Origin of the sequence: Nocardiopsis sp. NPDC058631, from assembly GCF_042716955.1 — a bacterium.
GTDB lineage: Bacteria > Actinomycetota > Actinomycetes > Streptosporangiales > Streptosporangiaceae > Nocardiopsis.
Genome location: NZ_JBHXQY010000039.1, coordinates 37,560 through 55,243 on the forward strand (window position 1 = coordinate 37,560; position 17,684 = coordinate 55,243).

General features: G+C 71.2%; 17 protein-coding genes. 8 read left to right on the forward strand and 9 right to left on the reverse strand.

Going from position 1 to position 17,684, the window contains the following annotated elements; all coding sequences use genetic code 11:
- Positions 1–1,110 (reverse strand): DegT/DnrJ/EryC1/StrS family aminotransferase, encoded by a 1,110-nt coding sequence (locus ACFWTE_RS15085; protein ID WP_378779975.1) that lies wholly within the window; start codon positions 1,108–1,110, stop codon positions 1–3.
- A gap of 220 nt (positions 1,111–1,330) precedes the next feature.
- On the opposite strand from ACFWTE_RS15085, the gene ACFWTE_RS15090 reads away from it, so the two are divergent.
- Together ACFWTE_RS15090 and ACFWTE_RS15095 are read left to right on the forward strand one after the other, a co-directional pair.
- On the forward strand, positions 1,331–2,083 hold the full coding sequence (locus ACFWTE_RS15090; protein WP_378779976.1) for a hypothetical protein: 753 nt from the start codon (positions 1,331–1,333) through the stop codon (positions 2,081–2,083).
- A gap of 148 nt (positions 2,084–2,231) precedes the next feature.
- Positions 2,232–3,125 carry a hypothetical protein gene (locus ACFWTE_RS15095; RefSeq protein WP_378779977.1) on the forward strand — a complete coding sequence of 298 codons (894 nt, stop codon included), beginning with the start codon at positions 2,232–2,234 and terminating at the stop codon, positions 3,123–3,125.
- Positions 3,126–3,273: 148 nt separating this feature from the next.
- Here ACFWTE_RS15095 and ACFWTE_RS15100 read toward each other — a convergent pair whose 3' ends face one another.
- The 4 genes from ACFWTE_RS15100 to ACFWTE_RS15115 form a co-directional block, all read right to left on the reverse strand.
- On the reverse strand, positions 3,274–4,044 hold the full coding sequence (locus tag ACFWTE_RS15100) for a DUF1206 domain-containing protein (RefSeq protein ID WP_378779978.1): 771 nt from the start codon (positions 4,042–4,044) through the stop codon (positions 3,274–3,276).
- A 225-nt stretch (positions 4,045–4,269) separates the two neighbouring features.
- Positions 4,270–5,379 carry a PQQ-dependent sugar dehydrogenase gene (locus ACFWTE_RS15105; protein WP_378779979.1) on the reverse strand — a complete coding sequence of 370 codons (1,110 nt, stop codon included), beginning with the start codon at positions 5,377–5,379 and terminating at the stop codon, positions 4,270–4,272.
- 39 nt (positions 5,380–5,418) lie between these two features.
- On the reverse strand, positions 5,419–6,579 hold the full coding sequence (locus ACFWTE_RS15110; RefSeq protein WP_378779980.1) for an aromatic acid exporter family protein: 1,161 nt from the start codon (positions 6,577–6,579) through the stop codon (positions 5,419–5,421).
- A 148-nt stretch (positions 6,580–6,727) separates the two neighbouring features.
- Positions 6,728–7,471: a spermidine synthase gene (locus ACFWTE_RS15115; RefSeq protein ID WP_378779981.1), complete on the reverse strand. Its 744-nt coding sequence runs from the start codon at positions 7,469–7,471 to the stop codon at positions 6,728–6,730.
- A gap of 435 nt (positions 7,472–7,906) precedes the next feature.
- Here ACFWTE_RS15115 and ACFWTE_RS15120 point away from each other — a divergent pair, with 435 nt between their 5' ends.
- Positions 7,907–8,401, forward strand: coding sequence for a hypothetical protein (locus tag ACFWTE_RS15120; RefSeq protein WP_378779993.1), 495 nt, complete (start codon positions 7,907–7,909; stop codon positions 8,399–8,401).
- Positions 8,402–8,554: 153 nt separating this feature from the next.
- Here ACFWTE_RS15120 and ACFWTE_RS15125 read toward each other — a convergent pair whose 3' ends face one another.
- Positions 8,555–10,429, reverse strand: coding sequence for a glycoside hydrolase family 15 protein (locus ACFWTE_RS15125; RefSeq protein ID WP_378779982.1), 1,875 nt, complete (start codon positions 10,427–10,429; stop codon positions 8,555–8,557).
- A 276-nt stretch (positions 10,430–10,705) separates the two neighbouring features.
- On the opposite strand from ACFWTE_RS15125, the gene ACFWTE_RS15130 reads away from it, so the two are divergent.
- A complete protein-coding gene (locus tag ACFWTE_RS15130) occupies positions 10,706–11,068 on the forward strand; it encodes a DUF3140 domain-containing protein (protein WP_378779984.1) in 363 nt (120 codons plus the stop codon).
- A gap of 78 nt (positions 11,069–11,146) precedes the next feature.
- On the opposite strand, the gene ACFWTE_RS15135 is transcribed toward ACFWTE_RS15130, so the two are convergent.
- Genes ACFWTE_RS15135 through ACFWTE_RS15145 form a run of 3 tightly spaced genes read right to left on the reverse strand, consistent with a single transcriptional unit; the run spans position 11,147 to position 14,065 of the window.
- A complete protein-coding gene (locus ACFWTE_RS15135; RefSeq protein ID WP_378779985.1) occupies positions 11,147–12,880 on the reverse strand; it encodes an ABC-three component system protein in 1,734 nt (577 codons plus the stop codon).
- The gene (locus ACFWTE_RS15140) at positions 12,870–13,130 is read right to left on the reverse strand and encodes an ABC-three component system middle component 6 (protein WP_378779986.1); all 261 of its coding nucleotides are present in this window, start codon (positions 13,128–13,130) and stop codon (positions 12,870–12,872) included. The genes ACFWTE_RS15135 and ACFWTE_RS15140 overlap by 11 nt, the downstream gene beginning before the upstream one ends.
- Complete coding sequence (locus tag ACFWTE_RS15145) at positions 13,127–14,065, reverse strand: ABC-three component system protein (protein WP_378779987.1); 939 nt, start codon at positions 14,063–14,065, stop codon at positions 13,127–13,129. Before ACFWTE_RS15145 ends, ACFWTE_RS15140 begins: the two co-directional genes overlap by 4 nt.
- A gap of 444 nt (positions 14,066–14,509) precedes the next feature.
- Here ACFWTE_RS15145 and ACFWTE_RS15150 point away from each other — a divergent pair, with 444 nt between their 5' ends.
- The 4 genes from ACFWTE_RS15150 to ACFWTE_RS15165 all read left to right on the forward strand — a co-directional run bounded on the left by ACFWTE_RS15150 (position 14,510) and on the right by ACFWTE_RS15165 (position 17,607).
- On the forward strand, positions 14,510–15,037 hold the full coding sequence (locus tag ACFWTE_RS15150; protein ID WP_378779988.1) for a GntR family transcriptional regulator: 528 nt from the start codon (positions 14,510–14,512) through the stop codon (positions 15,035–15,037).
- A gap of 2 nt (positions 15,038–15,039) precedes the next feature.
- Complete coding sequence (locus ACFWTE_RS15155; RefSeq protein WP_378779989.1) at positions 15,040–15,801, forward strand: GntR family transcriptional regulator; 762 nt, start codon at positions 15,040–15,042, stop codon at positions 15,799–15,801.
- Between the two features lie 121 nt (positions 15,802–15,922).
- Complete coding sequence (locus ACFWTE_RS15160; protein WP_378779990.1) at positions 15,923–17,053, forward strand: NAD(P)-binding domain-containing protein; 1,131 nt, start codon at positions 15,923–15,925, stop codon at positions 17,051–17,053.
- On the forward strand, positions 17,050–17,607 hold the full coding sequence (locus ACFWTE_RS15165; RefSeq protein ID WP_378779991.1) for an NUDIX hydrolase: 558 nt from the start codon (positions 17,050–17,052) through the stop codon (positions 17,605–17,607). The genes ACFWTE_RS15160 and ACFWTE_RS15165 overlap by 4 nt, the downstream gene beginning before the upstream one ends.
- Positions 17,608–17,684 lie beyond the last annotated feature (77 nt).

The window sequence follows — 17,684 nt, forward strand, 5'->3', positions numbered from 1 at the left end:
TCACACCGCGTCGAGCGCCTCCCGCAGTGCGTCGATGACCCGTTCCTGGTCCTGGTCGCCGAGGCTGGGGTACAGGGGCAGGGAGAGGATCTCGTCTGCGGCGGCCTCCGTGGCGGGGAGCGATCCCCGGGTGTGGCCGAGGTGCGCGAACCCGTCCATCGTGTGCACCGGCCACCGGTAGTGGACGGCGGGGAAGACCGAGCGGCGCTCCAGTTCCCGGACGAGGGCGTCGCGGCGCGGATGGCGCACGACGTAGAGGTAGTACACGTGCTCGTTGCCGTCGGCGACGGTCGGCAGTGTCAGGGAGGTCCCCGCCAGGGCCTCGTCGTAGCGGCGGGCGAGCTCCCTGCGGCGTTCGAGGTAGCCGTCGAGGCGGCGCAGCTTGCGGCGCAGGATCTCGGCCTGCACCTCGTCCAGGCGGCTGTTGTACCCGGGCAGCTCGTCGACGTGGAACCGCTCGCGCATCCCGCAGTAGCGCAGCCTGCGCAGCGCGGCGTCGGTGTCGGGGTCCCCGGTCAGGACGGCGCCCGCGTCGCCGTAGGCGCCCAGGACCTTGGTCGGGTAGAAGGAGAAGGTCGCCAGGTCGCCCATGGTCCCGGCCGTGCGGCCCCGCTGGCGGGCGCCGTGCGCCTGCGCGCAGTCCTCGATGACGGACAGTCCGTGTTCGGCGGCGATCGCACCGAGCGCGTCCATGTCCGCGCACTGGCCGAACAGGTGGACCGGCAGCAGGCACCGGGTCCGCGGGGTGACCAGCGCGGCGGCCTGCCCGGGGTCCATCAGGTGGGTGCCGGGGTCGATGTCGGCGAAGACGGGGACCGCGCCGACCGCGTCGATGGCCACGACCGTCTGGGCGGCTGTGTTGGCGACGGTGACCACCTCGTCGCCGGGTCCGACTCCCAGGGCCCGCAGTCCCAGGACGATCGCGTTGGTCCCGTTGTCCACCCCGACGCAGTGCGGGACGCCGTGGTACCGCGCGAACTCCTCCTCGAAGGCGCGGACGCTCTCCCCGAGGACCAGCTGGCCCGAGGAGAAGACCTGGTCCACGGCGTCGAGGATGTCCGCGCGCTCCCGTTGGTACTCGTCCAGGTATCCCCAGGTGCGGATGACCATGGTGCCTCGCTTCTCGGTGTGGGGGGTGGGCCTACCGGGTGTTCGGCGTCCAGATGCTACTACGGCGTCCGGTCGGCCCCGGGGCAAGGCGAACCCGGGGCTCGGGGGCACCCCCGTGAGCTGTAACATCGTGGCCGGATTCTCCCCCTCGTCCGCGTGCTCCCCGGTCCCGGAGAAAGCCGTGCGACAGGGCTTTCACCACAGACGGAAACGGACGTTCATGGACGCTGAAGACACCCAGGTCATGACCAGGACCGGCGAGTTCACCGCCACGGTGAGCTGGGAGACCCCCGTCCGCGGTCGCGTGGCCGCGGCGGTGGACCGCCTCTCCGGCCCCCTGGCCGACCTGCTGGAGCGCGACGCCAACGACGGCGACACCCGCATGCTCGTCGCCGACTTCTTCAGCGTCGGCCTGAACTTCAGCAAGTACCAGGACATGACCACCGAGTACCGCACGAGCGGCGACTCGATCGACTACGCGATCATGCTGGAGGGCAAGCTGTTCGCCCCCGTCGAGGTGCGGCGGATCGGCCTGGATCTCGACCAGCGCAACATCCAGATGTCGCGGCGCCTGGCCGCGGACCAGGGCGCCGAGTGGGTCATCCTCACCAACGGCCGCCTCTGGCGGGTCTACCACCTGCGCCCCGACGGCGAGGGCGGCAACCAGCCGGTCGAGGTCCTCGACGTCGACCTCATGGACGCGGACGCCTACCAGCGCAACATCGACGCCCTGTTCCACCTCACCCGCGAGTCCGTCGACCACGGTCGGCTGGACGCGCTGCGCCAGTGGAAGGAGGCCGTCGAGGCGGCACCGCTGGCCGGGGTCCTGCGCGAGGACTCCGTGGTCGCGGCCATCCGCGACCGGCTGCTCGCCGCCACCGGGCACCAGGGGCACATCGGTGACGCCGAGGAGATCCGGCGCTCCCTGACCGACGCCGTCGTCACGCGGGGGCTGCTCCCCTCCGAGGAGTGAGGCCCGCGCTCCTCCCCGGGACCGGTCGGCGTCCCGGGGAGACCCGGTCACGGCCTTCGTCCCTTCCGCGCCATACTGTCCCGGACCGCATCCGGACGACAGGCGGACCCGGAAGGCCCTCGTGCCCGGGGACCCCGCCGGAGGACCCGTGAACGAGACCCCCCCGACGACCCCGCTCGTGGCCGGCGACCCCCCTCGGGTCGGCCCGTACCTCCTGCACGGCCGGATGAACACCGGGGGCTCCGGCGTCACCTACGCCGCCTCCGACGGGCACGGCCGCTGGGCCGCGCTCACCGTGGTCCGCGAGGAGCACGTCGCCGTCCCCGGCTTCCGGTCCCGGTTCGCGCACCACGTCGGTCTGGTCCGGAAGGTGCGCTCTCCGGGCCTGGCCCCGATCCTGGCCGCCGACCAGTCCGCCCCGCGGCCCTGGTTCGCGACCGCGTACGTCCCCGGGCCGACCGTGCGCGACATGGTCGCCACGCACGGTCCGATGCCCGGAGGCCAGGTCCGCGACCTCGCCGCCCGGATCGCGGCGGCCTTGGCCGACGTCCACGCGGCCGGGGCGGTCTACCCGAACCTGACACCGGCCGGTGTGGTCCTGGGCCCGGACGGCCCCGTGCTGACGGGTTTCGAGGCGCACGTGGCCGCCGCCGACTCCGCGGGATGGGTCGACCCGGAGTGCTTCGTCGGCCGCCTGTCCTCACGGATCGACATGTTCTCCTGGGGGTCGGTGGTGGCCTTCGCCGCAACGGGCAGGGCGCCGTTCGGCACCGACGGACCGGACACGGTGGCCCACCGGCACGAGAACGGCCGACCGGACCTGTTCGGGGTGCCCCGGGACCTGGCCGGGCCGATCGCGGCGGCCCTGGCGCCGTCGGCGGACGACCGCCCGGACGCGGCGGGGCTGGCCCGCGCCCTGTCCGGTTCGGCGGCGCCCCCGCCGCCTCCCGCGCCGAGGAGGCCGTCGGCGGGGCTGCTCGTCGCCCTCGGGGCGGTGGTGCTGGTGGTGTTGATCCTCGCGGCCCTGGCCCTGGCCCTGTAGGCGAAGGGTCCGGGGCGCAGGTCCGGGGTGGCGTCGAGGTCACCTGCCGCCCCGACTGCGCCCTGCGCCTGCCCGAGCGGGAGAACAGGGTCCCCGACGTCCTGGACGAGGCCCCGTCCGACATCCTCCCCGCGGGGCGGAGGGCGGTTCAGTCGCGCGACCAGCGCGCGAGGCAGAAGCAGTAGGCGCCGTACAGGGCGACACCCGCGGCGACCGCGACCAGCGCGGGAGGCCCTGCGGGGGTGTCGGCGAACGCGCGCAGCGTACCGTCCAGCCCCTGGGCCTTGTCCTTGTCGAAGGTGATCGCGGCCTGGAGGATGAACACCCCGGCCGCGCCGAGGACCAGTCCGTGCGTGGCGTAGCCGAGGACTCCGACGGTGAGGACGGCCAGGCGTCCGCGGCGGGACAGCCCGCCCAGGGCCAGGTCCCGGCTGAAGCGGCGGGTCAGGGCCTTCCACAGCTGGTAGATCCCCACGGCGATCATCCCGCACCCCACGGCTCCCACGACGAAGCGGCCGAACGGCAGTGACATCAGCTGTGCCGTCATGCTCTCCGACTGGCTGTCCTGGGACTGCGGGGCGCCCCCGCCCGTGAGGAAGGCGGTGATGGTGACGGCCAGGACGGCGCAGAGCACCGCGTTGGAGGCCGCGGAGACGCGCCTGGTCGCCTTGTCCGGGCCCACGGCGGCGTGGATGCCCTGCCAGAGCGCGAGTCCGGCGAGCCCGGCGGCGGCCACCCAGAGCACCAGTGTGCCGCCGGTGTTCTGGGCGACGAGTTGGAGGGCTCCGCTGTTGTCGGCCTCCTCGCCGCCGCTCTCCCCGAAGGCGATCTGGAACGCGATATAGCCGATGATGAGGTAGAGCAGGCCTTTGGCGGCGAACCCGACCCGGGCCAGGTTGCGGAGCCAGCGGCTCCGCACCGCTTGGTGGCCCGCCTTCCGACCCTGGGCCTTGGCCTCCGCAACTGGTCGTTTTGTACTACCTAATCCAGACATGTCCGAGTATTGCCCCGGCGATGGTCCGGAAAACGGGCCGTTCTGCCATGACCGGCGTCCGCGCAGGTCACACACCACGAGAACGCGTCCCTGCCGGAGCCGGACACGAGGGTCCACGTGTTCCGGCCGAGCCCCCCACCCCCGAGGGGCCTACTCCAGTGGCAGGCGCAGAACCCGGTCGTCCCCCTCGCCCGGATCACCCCGGCCGTCCCTGTTGCTGGTACCCAACCAGAGCCCGTCCCCGCCCGGGGCGGCCACCACCGTACGCAGGCGGCCGTACTCCCCCGCGAGGTGGTCGACCGGCTCGCCCACGCCGCCGTCACCGGTGAGCGGTACCTCCCAGAGGCGCTCACCGCGCAGACCCGCCACCCACAGGGAGCCTCCGGCCACGGCGGCACCGCTGGGCGAGGCCTCCTCGGTGGTCCACGTGACCAAGGGGTCGACGTACTCGTCGCCGCCTCCGGGGCCCTCCACCTCGGGCCACCCGTAGTTGTCGCCGGGTTCGACCAGGTTGACCTCGTCCAGCCGGTTCTGGCCGAACTCGGTGGCGTAGAGGTTCCCGGCCCCGTCCCACGCCAGGCCCTGCACGTTGCGGTGCCCGTAGCTGTAGGCGAAGTTGCCGAACGGGTTGTCGGGGGCGGGGTCGCCCCCGGTGGTCAGGCGCAGGATCTTGCCCCCGAGGGAGTCGGTGTCCTGGGAGTCCTCCGGGACCCCGGCGTCGCCGGTGCCCGCGTAGAGCAGGCCGTCGGGGCCGAACTCGATCCGGCCGCCGTTGTGGTTGGACGCCGAGGGGATGCCGTCGAGGAGCACCTCCGGCTCTCCCAGCCCGCCGCCGGTGTCGTACTCCATCCTGCTGATGCGGTTGTCGGAGTCCGTCGTGTAGTAGGCGTACACGTAGGGCTCCTCCGGGAACCCCGGGTCCACGGCCAGGCCCAGCAGGCCGCCCTCCCCGGACGGGGACACCCCGGGGACGGTCCCGGCGTCGCCGACCGCGCCGTCCTCCTCCACCCGGACGACGTCGGCGGAGTCGCGCTGGGCGACCAGCGCGGAGCCGTCGGGGAGGAACGCGATCCCCCACGGCACCTCCAGGTCGGTGGCGACGTCCTCGGGTCGGCCGGGTTCGGACGGCTGCGCCGCGGGGGCGGACTCCTCGGCCCCGGTGGGCTCCCCCTCGGGGGTGCCGCACGAGGAGAGGAGGACGAGGGCGCCGAGGGCGGAAACGGTACGGATCGTCGTTCCTGCGGTCACTGTGTGCACCATGTCCGCTCCCTTCCCCCTGGCGGTCCGCGTACGCGCGCCTCACCCGCCCTCGCGCGTACTGTTCTCCTGCCCCTCGGTGAGTTCGTCGAACACGCGCTCCAGGTCGGTGAGCAACGCGCTGTACACGGGCCAGCGGTCCCGGTCCCAGTCCGCGCCGAGTTCCTCCCGCACCCGCGCCACGCCGCTCGTCCCGGCGTCCAGGCAGGCACGCAGATCGTCGGAGACGGAGGAGCGCGCCGGCTCCTCCGCGTCGCGGACGGCCCGGAAGGCGTCGGCCGCCCGGTCCATGAGCGGTGCGAACCCCCGGAGGAAGGCGTCGTCCGGTGCGGGGTAGCGCGACCGGGAGCCGGTCGAGTGCCGCAGGGTGCGGACGACCGACTGGAGGTGCCGCGAGGCCCGGCTCAGGGCGGAGATCCAGGCCCGGTACGTGTCGGGGCTCCCCTGCGGGCCGCGCTCGCCGAGGATCCGCCGCGGGTTGAGGCGGGCCCGGTCCTCCTGCTTGGCGACCGCGGAACGCGCGTTGCGGGCGGTGTCGTCGAACCCGTCCGCGACGCGCGCCCAGCGTTCGAGGGCGAGCCCCTCGTTGCCCTCCCGGAGCCCGTCGGCCACCTCCCGGGAGAACTGGCGCAGTCCGTCGGCGAAGTCGAGCACCGCGTTCTCCGCGTCGCGGAAGCGGACGGCGGGGGCCAGGACCAGGTTCGTCACCACGGCCGCTCCCGCACCCACCATGACCATGGCCAGGAGCGAGCCGAGGTCGCCGGGGCTGCCCGCCGTGCCCCCCGCCAGCGCGAACGCGGCGACGACGGGGATCTGGGCACCCTGTGAGCCGAAGACGGCGGCTTGGCCCAGGACGAGGGCGAGCAGGACGAGGGCGGCGAAGACCCACAGCTCGGGGCCGACGGTGAGCCCTCCCACACCCGCGATCAGCGCGCCCGCCACGACCGCGGCCACGTAGCGGCCGGACTGGAGCACCGACCCGTAGACGCTGGGGCGTACGACCAGGAGCGCGGAGAACGGCGCGAACCCGATCTGCTGCGTGTCCATCAGCAGCGTGCCCACCGCCAGGGCGAGGGTCGCGGCCGCCGCGCACTTGAGGATGACGACCGCGGTCTCGCGCTCGTACCCCCGCCGCTCGAACACCCTGCGCAGCCCCTGTCGCCGACGCCCGCCGACCCCGGCCGCCCACCGCCGAAGCTTCACCCCGTCCTCCTCCTGTCCCTCACCGGGGCCGGGGACCGGCCCCGGCGCGTACCGTCCCCGCGTCCCCTTCCCACGCCGCTCCCCGGCACACCGGTCCCGCCGCGGTCCGTCCCCCGCGGTTCAGGCCCCGTGATTCAGGCCCCGTGATTCAGGCCCCGGGCGCGGTCGCCAGGTAGACGGTGTTCGACGCGAGCCCCTCCTGGTAGGGGGAGGCGAAGGTCACCACCTCGCTGCGCACTCCGGTGAAGACCTGCCGCAGGACCTCCTCGTAGTCCGCGTCCGGGGGGTCGTTGGACCACAGCGCGAACACCCCTCCGGGGTGCAGGCTCCCGGCGAGGCGGCGCACACCCTCCGGCTCGTAGAAGGGGGCGTGGGAGGGGTTGAGCAGGTGCCGGGGGGAGTGGTCGATGTCCACGACGACCGTGTGGAACCGCCGCCCCGGGGTCGGCGGGTCCAGTCCCTCGGCGCCCAGGGCCCGCGCGAAGAAGTCGCCGCACGCCAACCGGCAGCGGGGGTCGGCGCTCAGCACGGCCCCGGCCGGGATGAGCCCGTCCCGGTGCCAGTCGACCACCTCGCCCAGCGCCTCCACCACCAGGAGGGACCGCACGCCGGGGTCGTCGAGCACGGTCAGGGCCGTGTGGCCGAGCCCGAGCCCGCCCACGACCACGTCGTACCCGTCCGGCGGCTCCGCGCCGGGGGCCGCGCGCAGCTCGGCCAGGGCGAGCCGGGCCACCTCCACCTCGGCGGCGGTGAACGCGCTGGACATCAGGAAGTCGTCGTCGAGCTTGATCTCGTACACGTCCTCCCCCACGAGGGGGTCCCACCGTCGGCGCAGGCTGATCACCCCCATCGGGGTGGGCCGATAGCCGAGTTCCTGGAAACGAGGGTTCAAGGTCGGTGCTCCAGACCTGAGGGGACGGGTGTCCCCCCACGGTAGGGGTCGCCGCCGGCACCGGCCCCGGTTTCGCGTGGGACACGCCTTCGCGGCGGACCATGGCGAGCACCCGCAGGGCCGGCCGGGCCACGGGAACCGCCAGCTCCTCCACCTCCAGCCGGCGGCCCTCGGGATCCACGCCCTCCGGCTGCCGGGCGGGCTCGTCGACGACGGAGAACCCGCCGCGGTCCACGAGCGCCAGGACCTCGTCCAGGTGGGTGGACCTGCCCGGCCGCGCCCCACCGAATGCGCGCCCCGAGGTGTGGGCGGGCGGTGGAACGGCAAGGAGTGGAGGACCAGTGTCCGAGACAGGGGGCGAAGATGACCAGGAAAGCCGACGCGCCTCCCCGACACCCCTGGTTCCGAGGGGCCCTGCGGGGAGTCGTGGGCGCGATGGCGATGAGCGGGATGAGGCAGGTCGCGGTCGGTGTGGGGGCCATCGATCGGACACCACCCGACGCGGTTCTCAGAGAGGGTGTGCCCCGGCTGCTGGAGAGCGTGCCCGAGCACCGCAGGATGGCCGCCGTGGAGCTGGCCCACTGGGGGTACGGTGCGACGGCGGGCGCCGCGTTCGCGCTCCTGCCCGCCGGGCTGCGGCGTTCGCGGCTGACCGGTCCGCTGTACGGCGTGGCGGTCTGGGGCCTGTTCGAGGTGGGCGTCGCTCCGCTGCTGGGGCTCGCCCACGCTTACGGGTCCCGGCCCCGCGAGCGGTGGGCGCTGCTGGTCGACCACGTGGTCTTCGGTCTCGTCGTCGGCGCGCCTCCCGAGGCGAGCGTCACGGGTTCCGGTGAGCCGGACGCGGACGGGAGCCCGGACGGAAGCCCGGACGGGGAGCCCCGCGAGGACGGCCCCGGGACCACCGGTCCGGAGGACCGCAGCGGCGCCTGACCGGGCGGGCCGGGCCCGGCCGGACAACGCCGACGGGGCCGCGTACCCCCGGGCCACAGCGGCGTGGCCCAGGGGCGGCCGGTCGCTGTCCCGCGGTGGGTTCACGCCTCCTGCCGGGCTGTCTCCGCGACGCCCTCCGCGCGGGAGGCGTTGTCAGTCGTCGTCTCCGTTCCTCCTCCGCCTGGTCCCGCCTCCGTTGCCGGTCCTGTTGCGGGCCCAGCCGTGCAGCGCCTCCCTCTCAGCCGCCCCGTCGACGTTGACGGCGGCCTCGATCAGCGCGAGGTGCGTGAAGGCCTGCGGGAAGTTGCCCAGCTGGGTGCCGTCCGGGGACATCTCCTCGGCCAGAAGCCCCAGCTCGCCGCCGCTCCCGCACAACCGCTCGAACCTCTCCCTCGCCTCGTCGGTCCGCCCGGCGAGGACCAGCGCGGACACCATGTCGAACGAGCAGAGGAAGAAGGCGCCCTCCGGGGTGCCGATCCCGTCACCGGTCTCCTCCGGGTCGTACCTGCGGACCAGGCCGCCGCCCTCGCCGAGTTCGGCCTCCACCCGCTCCAGGGTGCGGAGCACGCGCGGGTCGGTGCCGTCGAGGAAGCCCAGGAGCGGGATCCGCAGCAGCGAGCCGTCCACGTTGGTCGCGCCGTAGGACTGGACGAAGGAACCGGTGGAGGGGTCGTAGCCGTGGTCGAGGACGTCCTGGTGGATCGCCCGGGCGTCCTCGCGCCATGCGGCCAGCGGCACCCGGTCCTCCCCGCCGGTCATCTGCGCGAGTTGGACCGCCCGGTCCAGGCACACCCAGGCGTAGACCTTGGAGCTGGTCCAGTGCCGGGGTCGCGACCTGACCTCCCACATGCCGTCGTCCGGTTCCCGCCACAGCTCGCGCGCCGACTCGACCACGGTGGCGAGCCTGGCCAGCTCGTCCGGTGGCAGGCCCCCGGTGGCGTCCTCGTAGGAGAGGGCCGCGTCGAGGATGTGCCCGTACACGTCCAGCTGGCGCTGCGAGTACGCCGCGTTGCCGATCCGGACCGGACGCGCGCCGCCGTACCCGGCGAGGTGGTCCAAGGCCTCCTCCTCGGGGGGCGGCTCCTCGTCGACCGTTTCCACGGGCCGGAGCCGGCCTCTCGGCCGACCGCACACCCGCAGCAGGAAGTTCAGGTACTTCCCCGCCTCCGCCTCGTGCCCCAGCCGGAGGAAGGCCAGGATCACGAGGGCCGCGTCGCGGTGCCACACGTAGCGGTAGTCCCAGTTCCTGGCCCCTCCCGGCCACTCGGGCAGGGAGGTCGTGGGCGCGGCGATCAGGGCACCGCTCTCCTCGTGCAGCAGCCCGCGCAGGGTGAGCGCGCTGCGCCGCACGTGGGTGGCTCCCGCTCCGTCGTAGTCGGTTTTCGCCGACCACGCCCGCCACGCGTCCACCGTCCTCCGCAGCAGCGCGCGGCCCTCCCCCAGACCGACGTGGCGCTCGCCGCGCAGGTAGTCCAGCGCGAACACCGCTGTGTCCCCCTCGGAGAGCTCCACCCGGAACTCGGGGTCCCCGTCCTCGGCGGGGGCGGGGGCTGGCGAACCCGAGAGCAGCGGCCCCGAGGCCTCCCTCAGGCCCCCGCCCGCCCTCTCCCACCGTGGCTCCGAGCGCCCGAAGTCGGGGCGGGCGCGCAGCCGGGAGCGCACGGAGGTGCTGCCCGACCGGCACTCGACGAGCCTCACGAGGACGCCCTCGCGGTACAGGCCCTCCTCCCCTTCCGGGGTCCGGACCGCGAGCAGGTCGCGGACGGAGACCTCGACCCCCTCGCCCTGCCACAGGGTCTGCAGGACGAGCGTCTCGTCCACGTAGGTGCGGCCCGCGGGGCTCGCCCCCTGGACCTCCAGGGTCCACCCCCCGCCGAGGTCCGGGTCGAGGATCCCGGACAGGAACGCGGGCCCGTCGAACCTCGGCGCGCACAGCCACGTGACCGTGCCGTCCGGTGTGGTGAGCGCCGCGGTGTGGCAGTCCGAGAGGAAGCCGTGGTCCCCGATGCCCGGCGTCCCCTGCCCCATCGGTTCCTCCCCGTGGTCCTCCCGCGAGCGCTTCCTCTCCGACTGCCCCGGCAAGGAAGGGACGAAACTGCACTTAGGAGCACTTATGTGCACATAAGGGGCGGAACCTCCGGGTAGCGCAGAGGGGGAGGACCCGGGTTCGGGCCGGAGGTCGGTGGGAAGACCGGGAACCGGGGGACGCGGAGTGGCGCTCGTCGTCGGCCCCGGTGCGGGCGTCGGCCGGGCGGGGGCGGGAGCGAACCCGACAGGGCATGTGCGGGAGCGGGGAGGCAGAACATGACCGAGCACGATCCGGCGGTGGACGACGCGTGGGAGGACTTCCACTCGGTGGTGAACATGACCGGGGAGGAGCTACGCGAGTGGCTGCTGACCAGTGCCTCCGGCGAGGAGGGCTTCCGACCGGAGGCCGGGAACACGGTGAACCAGCGGGGCGAGGCGGTCGTGAACCTGCTGAACAAGCGCCGTGTCGACGTGACGGGGGCCGACGTCGAGCTGATGCGCGAGGTGTCGGAGTACGTCCGTGGCCAACTGGCGGACCCGCGCCGTGAGGACACGCAGTGGCGGCACCGGCTGATGTCGGTGGGGCACGACCCGCTCAGCCCCGACTCGGTACGGCCCGACGAGGAGGACCTCGCGTAGCCGGGCCCGCCGGGGCGCCACCCGTTTTCACGGCGGGACGGGCCGGGGAGTGCCGTGTGCGGCCGGCGGCCGATCGGTTCAGAACCGGAAGCCGAAGAGCCCGCCGGTCTCGGAGTCGTCGAGCCGGGGCGTGATGACGTGGGGAGCGGCGTCGAACCCCATCCGCTCGGCCTTGGCGAGGTCGTCGGAGTTCATCGTCACGACGTACTGCATCCCCTCGTCCCGGGTCACCCGATCGGCCAGCTCCAGGGCGCGGGCGACCTGGCGTTCGTCCACGCCGTCATAGAGCTTGCTGTCGTGTACGAGGAAGTCGGGGCCACGCCCGGCACGATGCGCGATGACCGCCCACGTCAGGTCGAAGCAGAACAGCTTCATGTTGGAGATACCGGTGCTGTCGTCGGCTTCGAGTTTGAGTTCGATCTCCAGATGGCTCCTCCTCGCCTGGAAGGTCAGGTAGGGAGCACGGGCATCGCCGTAGAGGTGCTCGGCGAACTGGTTGAACAGCAGGCTGGCCTGCCGTTCCTGTTCGCGCCTGGCTTCGATGTCCCTGTGGACCTCGTCCTCCAGGGCGGCCTTCTCCTGGTCGATCTGACGGCGGCTCTGCTCCAGGGTCCGTGCTGCGTCGAGCCTCCGGTGGAGGTACTCCCGGTGCGCCTCCTCCTTGGCCAGTGCCCCCTGCATGACGGTCAGCGTGTCCAGCGCCCCGCCCTCGTTGAGGGTGCGCAGAAGAGCGGCCTGCCGGTTGCCCAGTTCCTTGCGTTCGCGCTCGCTCTCGGCGAGCTTCTCGCGCAGGGCGACGGCTTCCTCGTCCAGGTACTGCCTGCGGTTCCGCACGACCGCCCGGTGAAACTCCTCCACCTGGTCGAAACGGGCTTTCACCTGGTCACCGAGAAGCACCCCCACCTCCGAGTACGCCCGTTCCAGGTAGGAATGACCGGGGTCGCTCGCTTCCCCGATCGACCGCTCGATGTCCGCGAGGTTGCGTTGGGCGATGACGTCCGCCTCGCGCAGCGCACGGATACTGGCGTTGACCCGCTCCGCGTCGCGTCGGATCTCCTCGTACTCGGGAACGACCTGGAAGTCGGCGATCTGCTCCTTGAGTTCGAAGATGCGGCGTTCGACGACCGTGAGCTGTCCACGGAGATCACCGGACGTGCCGACGATGTCCTTCCAGACCGGGTCGTCGGCCGCCTGCCTGAGCTTTCTGCGGGTCTGCTCCCTGTCGGACAGATCGCCGTAGCGCGCGGCCAGGGCCCAGTCCATCCCCAGCAGGTAGCAGAGGTTGGCGGTGGCCAGGTGGCGGGAGGTCTGCGGATTCGGCTTGAGTGCGTCGGCGAAGCCGTTCTTCTCGGTCCTGCGGAGGTAGAAGCCGAGGAGGAGCCTTCCGCTGAGCGCCTTGTCGGCTTCCCGGATGCCGAACAGTTGGCGTTCCAGTGCGCTCTTCCACTCCTTGGCGCTGACTGTCCCTCCCCTCTGGATGAGCGCGCCGGGGTCGTGGTCGAAGATGCCCGGGTCGAGGTGGACCTTCGCCGGATCCTTGCCGGAGCGCCGCACACTGATGTGTCCGCTGGGTACGGGCCAGTCCATGACGAGCTCGAACGCCGTCGCCTTGTTCTCCCTGCGGGTGACCAACGTTGTCTTGTCCGCGCCCAGGAGGAAGTGGAGCAGCTCCACCATGCTGGTCTTGCCGACGGCGTTGCGGCTCTGCTCGTCCGTGGATGCGGCGGTGCGGTCCGCGACGAGGAGATTGAGGCCGGGACGGAAGCGGATCGCGCGGAAACGGGAGTCACTGGCCTTCAACTCACGCAGCACGTGGGGCCTCCCGGAAGACGAGGACGTCGTTTCGGAGTTCGACGGCCCCCAGTGCGTACAGCACGTCGAGGGCGAGGACGAACCACCAGAACGGCACAGGAGCGTTGTGGTGGTTGTCGGCACGCCAGGTCTGGAGTCTGCGCCAGGTCTGATCGACGGTGAGCATCTGCCGCTCGCTGGAAATGAGGATCTGGGCGCCCACGGTCAGCAGCGCCCTCTGCGGCGCGATGCCCTTGGTCGGTGCGATCACGCGGCCCCTCCTTCCAGAACTTCGTCGTCGGCCCGCCAGTCCTTCGGCGGCACCCTGAAGATCTCGCACTCCCCGAAGAAGTGCATGAGTACGACGTTGGCCTCGATCTGATCCTTCAGTTCCTTGGCCTCGTTGCCAAGGATGTACCACTGGAGTCGTGCCACCACGGCATCGGGGTCCTCGTAGGTCGCCGCGAGTTCCAGGTACTCCTGCCGGAAAGCGGCGGCCACCTCGTCGCGCTCGACGGGGTCGGCCATTCCGTCGTAGTAGTCCTGGACCAGCGGCACGTGGGGCAGGCTCAGCAGGAGGAAGCCCCTCATCTCGTCGCTGAACCGGTTGTACTCCAACTTGCGGCTCGGAGGCACGGGGATGTTACCGGGTAGAGGACTCTGCTTCCTTCGCGTGGACAGGTGTGCCAGGAGTGGAGCCAGTTCGGCCATCCCGATGCCGGTGACCATCTCTCTCACCGGGAAGGAACCGATGAGGTCCTCGATCTCGTCCTCATCGAGCCTCTTGAGGACGCGGAACATCTGGTCGAGACCGAAGTGCTCGAAATCGAGCGAAGGATGCTCTGCCTTGGCCGACGAGATCTCCCTGGTGACCTGGGGTCCCACACCGCGCAGATTGTTGTGGACGAACACGAAAGCACCGAAGTCGTCCCCGCGGTTGACGACGGCCTTGGCCAGGTCCGAGCGAAACTTGCGGCGGACCTCGTCCTCACGCACCACCTGGGGGCCGTAGCAGGCGTAGAGCTTGCGTTTGCTGATCACCAGCCCGTCCGCACCCAGGTCACCTCGTGTCGTGCGGACGGGGAAGAAGCCCGGCTCACCCAACTGCATGAGGCGGTGGAAGAAGTCCTCGAACCCTTCCCCGTGCAGGTTGGCGATCGTGTTGCCCAGCATCGTGCGCGCGCACCAGCGTTTCCAGGGCTCCATGCGTGCTTCTCCGTCGCGTGGTTCCTTTTCCCGTCCTGTGCTTCGTATGTATCACCCGTATGTCTTCTGCCGCCGGGCTTTGGCCGTTTGTGGTCGCACCGGGCCACCCGCCCCGGTGCGACCCTCACGACCCGGCGGTTCAGCCCAGCAACCCGGTGAGGTGGTGGGCGAGGGCCCCGGCGCCGACGGCGAGGGCGTAGCAGGCCGCCGTCCAGCCGACGCGGCGGCGGGGCCTGCGGTGGCTCGCCGGACGGCGTGGGCGGTCCGACCTGCGTGGAAGCGGCGGCGGAGCGGGCCGAGCGGGCGCCGGTGGCTCCTTCCCGGGGCGGGGCACAGCGGGAATGCGGATGGGTAGTGAAGCGCCGGCCCCGGGGTGCGTACAGTGGCAGTGCGTACGACCTTGCCACCACAGGCACCAAGGTTCCGGACTTTCCTGGAGGCGAAATGGGTCAACCATCCGGGCTGAACGACGACTCGGTTTCCTATGTGACCGCGCGTCCCGCAGCCACCTCCGACCCATGGACCGCGCAGGGCGACCGGGCCTCACAGCGGCTCCTGGAGGTCGGCGAAACCGACGCACCGGCGGAGGTCTCCGAAGCACTGGACTGCCAGGGCAGGCTCGTGGTGCGCCGCCGCGTGATGCTCTTCGACGGTGTGCCCGTGGAACTCACTGATTCGTACTATCCGCTCTCCGTGGCTTCGGGCACTGCTCTGGCGGAGAAGCGCAAGGTACGCGGAGGCACGCCCACCCTGCTCGCCGAGCTCGGGTACGTTGCGCACGAAGTCGCGGAGGACGTGTCAGCGCGCCCCGCCACGGCGGTCGAGGCAGCCTCACTCGACCTGCGCGACGGGAACAGCGTCCTCGTGTTGTTGAGAACCACACGAGCAGCGGACGGTTCCCCTTTCGAGGTGTCCCGCATGGTGATGAGACCCGAAGGGCGCCACCTGCGTTACCGATGGGTGGTCGGTTAGACGTGGCGCGAAGAGCGGACACACGCCCCCGGCACCAACAGATCGCGGCGTCCCTGCGCGCGTCGATCATGTCCGGGGACCTGGCGCCCGGAGAACGCCTCCCCACGACGCAACAGCTCATGGAGCGTTACGAGGTCACCGGCCAAACCGTGCAGCGCACCCTCCAGGTCCTCAAGAAGGAAGGCTTCGTCTTCGGTAGGGCCGGGGTGGGCGTGTTCGTCCGGGCCGAGGCTCCGCTGGCGATCCAGGTCGCCTCCTACCTCGCCCCGCCCCTTGGGGATGGAGCCCACCCGTGGATGTCCCGCGCCGGCCAACGCGGTCAACAGGGGGCGGCGAAACTCCTCGCGGTCATGCGGGTGGAGCCACCGAAGCAGGTGGAGGAGGCGCTCGGCACCGACCCCGGCGAAGAGGTGGTGCTGCGCCACCAGGTCCTGCTGCTGGACGACGAACCCGTTGAACTGGTGTGGAACTACTACCCTCTGCACATTGCCGACGGCACCCCTCTGGAGCGCAGAACACGTATCCGAGGCGGCTCCCCTGCCCTGCTGACCGGCCTCGGGTACCCGCCACGCGAACACGTCGACCGCGTGTGCGTCCGCCTCGCCACACCTGAGGAGTTCAAGGCCCTGGAGCTGCCGGACGATGTTCCGGTCCTGCGCACACTCCGCACCGTCTACAGCGACGACGCTCTTCCGGTGGAGGTCTCCATACTGGTCAAGGGCGGGCACCGGTACGAGCTGGTCTACCAGAGCACGATCGGCTGAGACCCCCCACTTCTTGCCATCCGAGTCCGCGCAACCACACCATCACCTTGATGGTTTAAGTAGCAAGGTAGAGAGGTACAAGTTCACTGGGAACAAACCCCCTTCTCCCAGGAGCGCACCCGTGCTGGAAGATTTCGAACGCGCCAGGATCGCCGACTACTTCACCCGTATCTCCGCAAGCCTGCCGAACGGACGCCGGGCCTCCGCCATCGCCATAACCCACCTCCTGCCTGAACGTCCCGTTTTCCTGCACGCCTTGGCTGATATAGCCGATCTGCGTGCCGTACTGCCCAAACCCAAGAGCATCGACGAGGCAGCGCGTTCCGAGGCGTCCCGTCACTGGCGGTGCGACGAACTCGACCGAGCCAGGTTCACGACGGCGGGGGACCTGCTGGCCTACCTGGAGGACACCGTTCCCGGGGAACGGGTGGTGCTGCTCGACATCGGCGGTTACTTCGCTCCCGCCCTACCGCAAGTGTGCGACCGGTTCTCCGGACGCATCCTCGGGATCGTCGAGGACACGGAGAACGGCCACCGCCGCTACCTCTCCCACGGAAAGCCTCCCTGCCCGGTCTACAGCGTTGCCCGCTCCCCGCTGAAGATCCCCGAGGACTTCCTGGTCGGCCAGTCCATCGTCTTCTCCACGGAGGCGCTCATCCGCTCGCGTGGTGACATCCTCTACGGACGGGGCGCCACCGTCATCGGTTTCGGAAAGCTCGGGTCGTCCGTGGCGAGCATGCTCCACTCACGCAACGTCCGTGTGACCGTCTACGACACCGATCCGATCAAGCTCACCCACGCGATGGCTCAGGGTTTCCACACCGCGTCTTCCCTGCGCGAAGCCCTGCAGGGGGCGGGGATCATCGTCGGTGCGACCGGAAACCTGGCTCTGAGGCGCTCAGACTTCGAGCGTGTGCCCAACGGGGCCTACGTCGCCTCGGTCACCTCCTCCGACGACGAGATGGAACTGGACGAGATCAGGGGCGCCTACGCTCGCGAACATCTCGGACCGAACATCACCCGCTACTCGCGGACGGGCCACTACTTCTACGTCCTCAACGGCGGCAACGCCGTGAACTTTCTGCACGGAGCCAGCGTGGGGGCGTTCATCTTCCTCGTCCAGGCCGAGATCCTCGCAGCCGTCGCCCTGTTGGCCGATCAGGAACACGAGACGGCTCATCACGAACTTCCCACTGATATCCGCGAATCGATTGCGGCGACCTGGCTCGAACACTTCACTGGAGCACCATGAGCATCCCCAACACCCACCTCCGCACCGTGCTGGACGGCTATCTGTGCCGGTTCCCCCGTGAGGCCGACACGGTCGGGCTCCTGGAGCGAGCCCTGGAGTCCGGTCATGAGCTGTCCTCACGCAAAGAGTTCCGCGTCGGACACGCCACCGCCGGGGCGGTCGTCCTCGATCCCCAGGGGTCGGTGCTGATGATCCACCACAACGCGCTCGACACCTGGTTGCTGCCCGGCGGACATCTGGAAACCGAGGACAGCGATCTCCAGGAGGCATCTCTACGGGAGTTGGCGGAGGAGACGGGGATCTCGGCCGATCAGGTGGAAGCCGAGGGCATCACGGACGCCCTGCCGATCGACCTGGACATCCACCGGATTCCGGCCAACCCGGTGAAGGGCGAGCCCGAGCACTGGCACTTCGACTTCCGCTACCTGTACCGCGCACAGGAACCTTCGGTACGGCTCCAGGCCGAGGAGGTCAGCGACCACGCCTGGCGTCCGCCCACCGACGTGCCCTCAGCACGGCTGGCGGAGAAAGTTGCCCGCGTTCTCGGCAGCTGAGTCGCCGCGACGGCCGCGCTGGGCCCCACGTTCCAGCGCGGCCGACGCCGGTGGGGCCTACAGGAACCCGGTGGTGG

Coding starts and splice junctions, on each gene's coding strand:
- ACFWTE_RS15130 (WP_378779984.1), top strand. CDS start 10,706: ATGACCGAGCACGATCCGGCGGTGGACGACGCGTGGGAGGACTTCCAC.
- ACFWTE_RS15150 (WP_378779988.1), top strand. CDS start 14,510: ATGGGTCAACCATCCGGGCTGAACGACGACTCGGTTTCCTATGTGACC.
- ACFWTE_RS15145 (WP_378779987.1), bottom strand. CDS start 14,065: ATGGAGCCCTGGAAACGCTGGTGCGCGCGCACGATGCTGGGCAACACG.
- ACFWTE_RS15125 (WP_378779982.1), bottom strand. CDS start 10,429: ATGGGGCAGGGGACGCCGGGCATCGGGGACCACGGCTTCCTCTCGGAC.
- ACFWTE_RS15120 (WP_378779993.1), top strand. CDS start 7,907: ATGGCGATGAGCGGGATGAGGCAGGTCGCGGTCGGTGTGGGGGCCATC.
- ACFWTE_RS15105 (WP_378779979.1), bottom strand. CDS start 5,379: ATGGTGCACACAGTGACCGCAGGAACGACGATCCGTACCGTTTCCGCC.
- ACFWTE_RS15085 (WP_378779975.1), bottom strand. CDS start 1,110: ATGGTCATCCGCACCTGGGGATACCTGGACGAGTACCAACGGGAGCGC.
- ACFWTE_RS15090 (WP_378779976.1), top strand. CDS start 1,331: ATGGACGCTGAAGACACCCAGGTCATGACCAGGACCGGCGAGTTCACC.
- ACFWTE_RS15165 (WP_378779991.1), top strand. CDS start 17,050: ATGAGCATCCCCAACACCCACCTCCGCACCGTGCTGGACGGCTATCTG.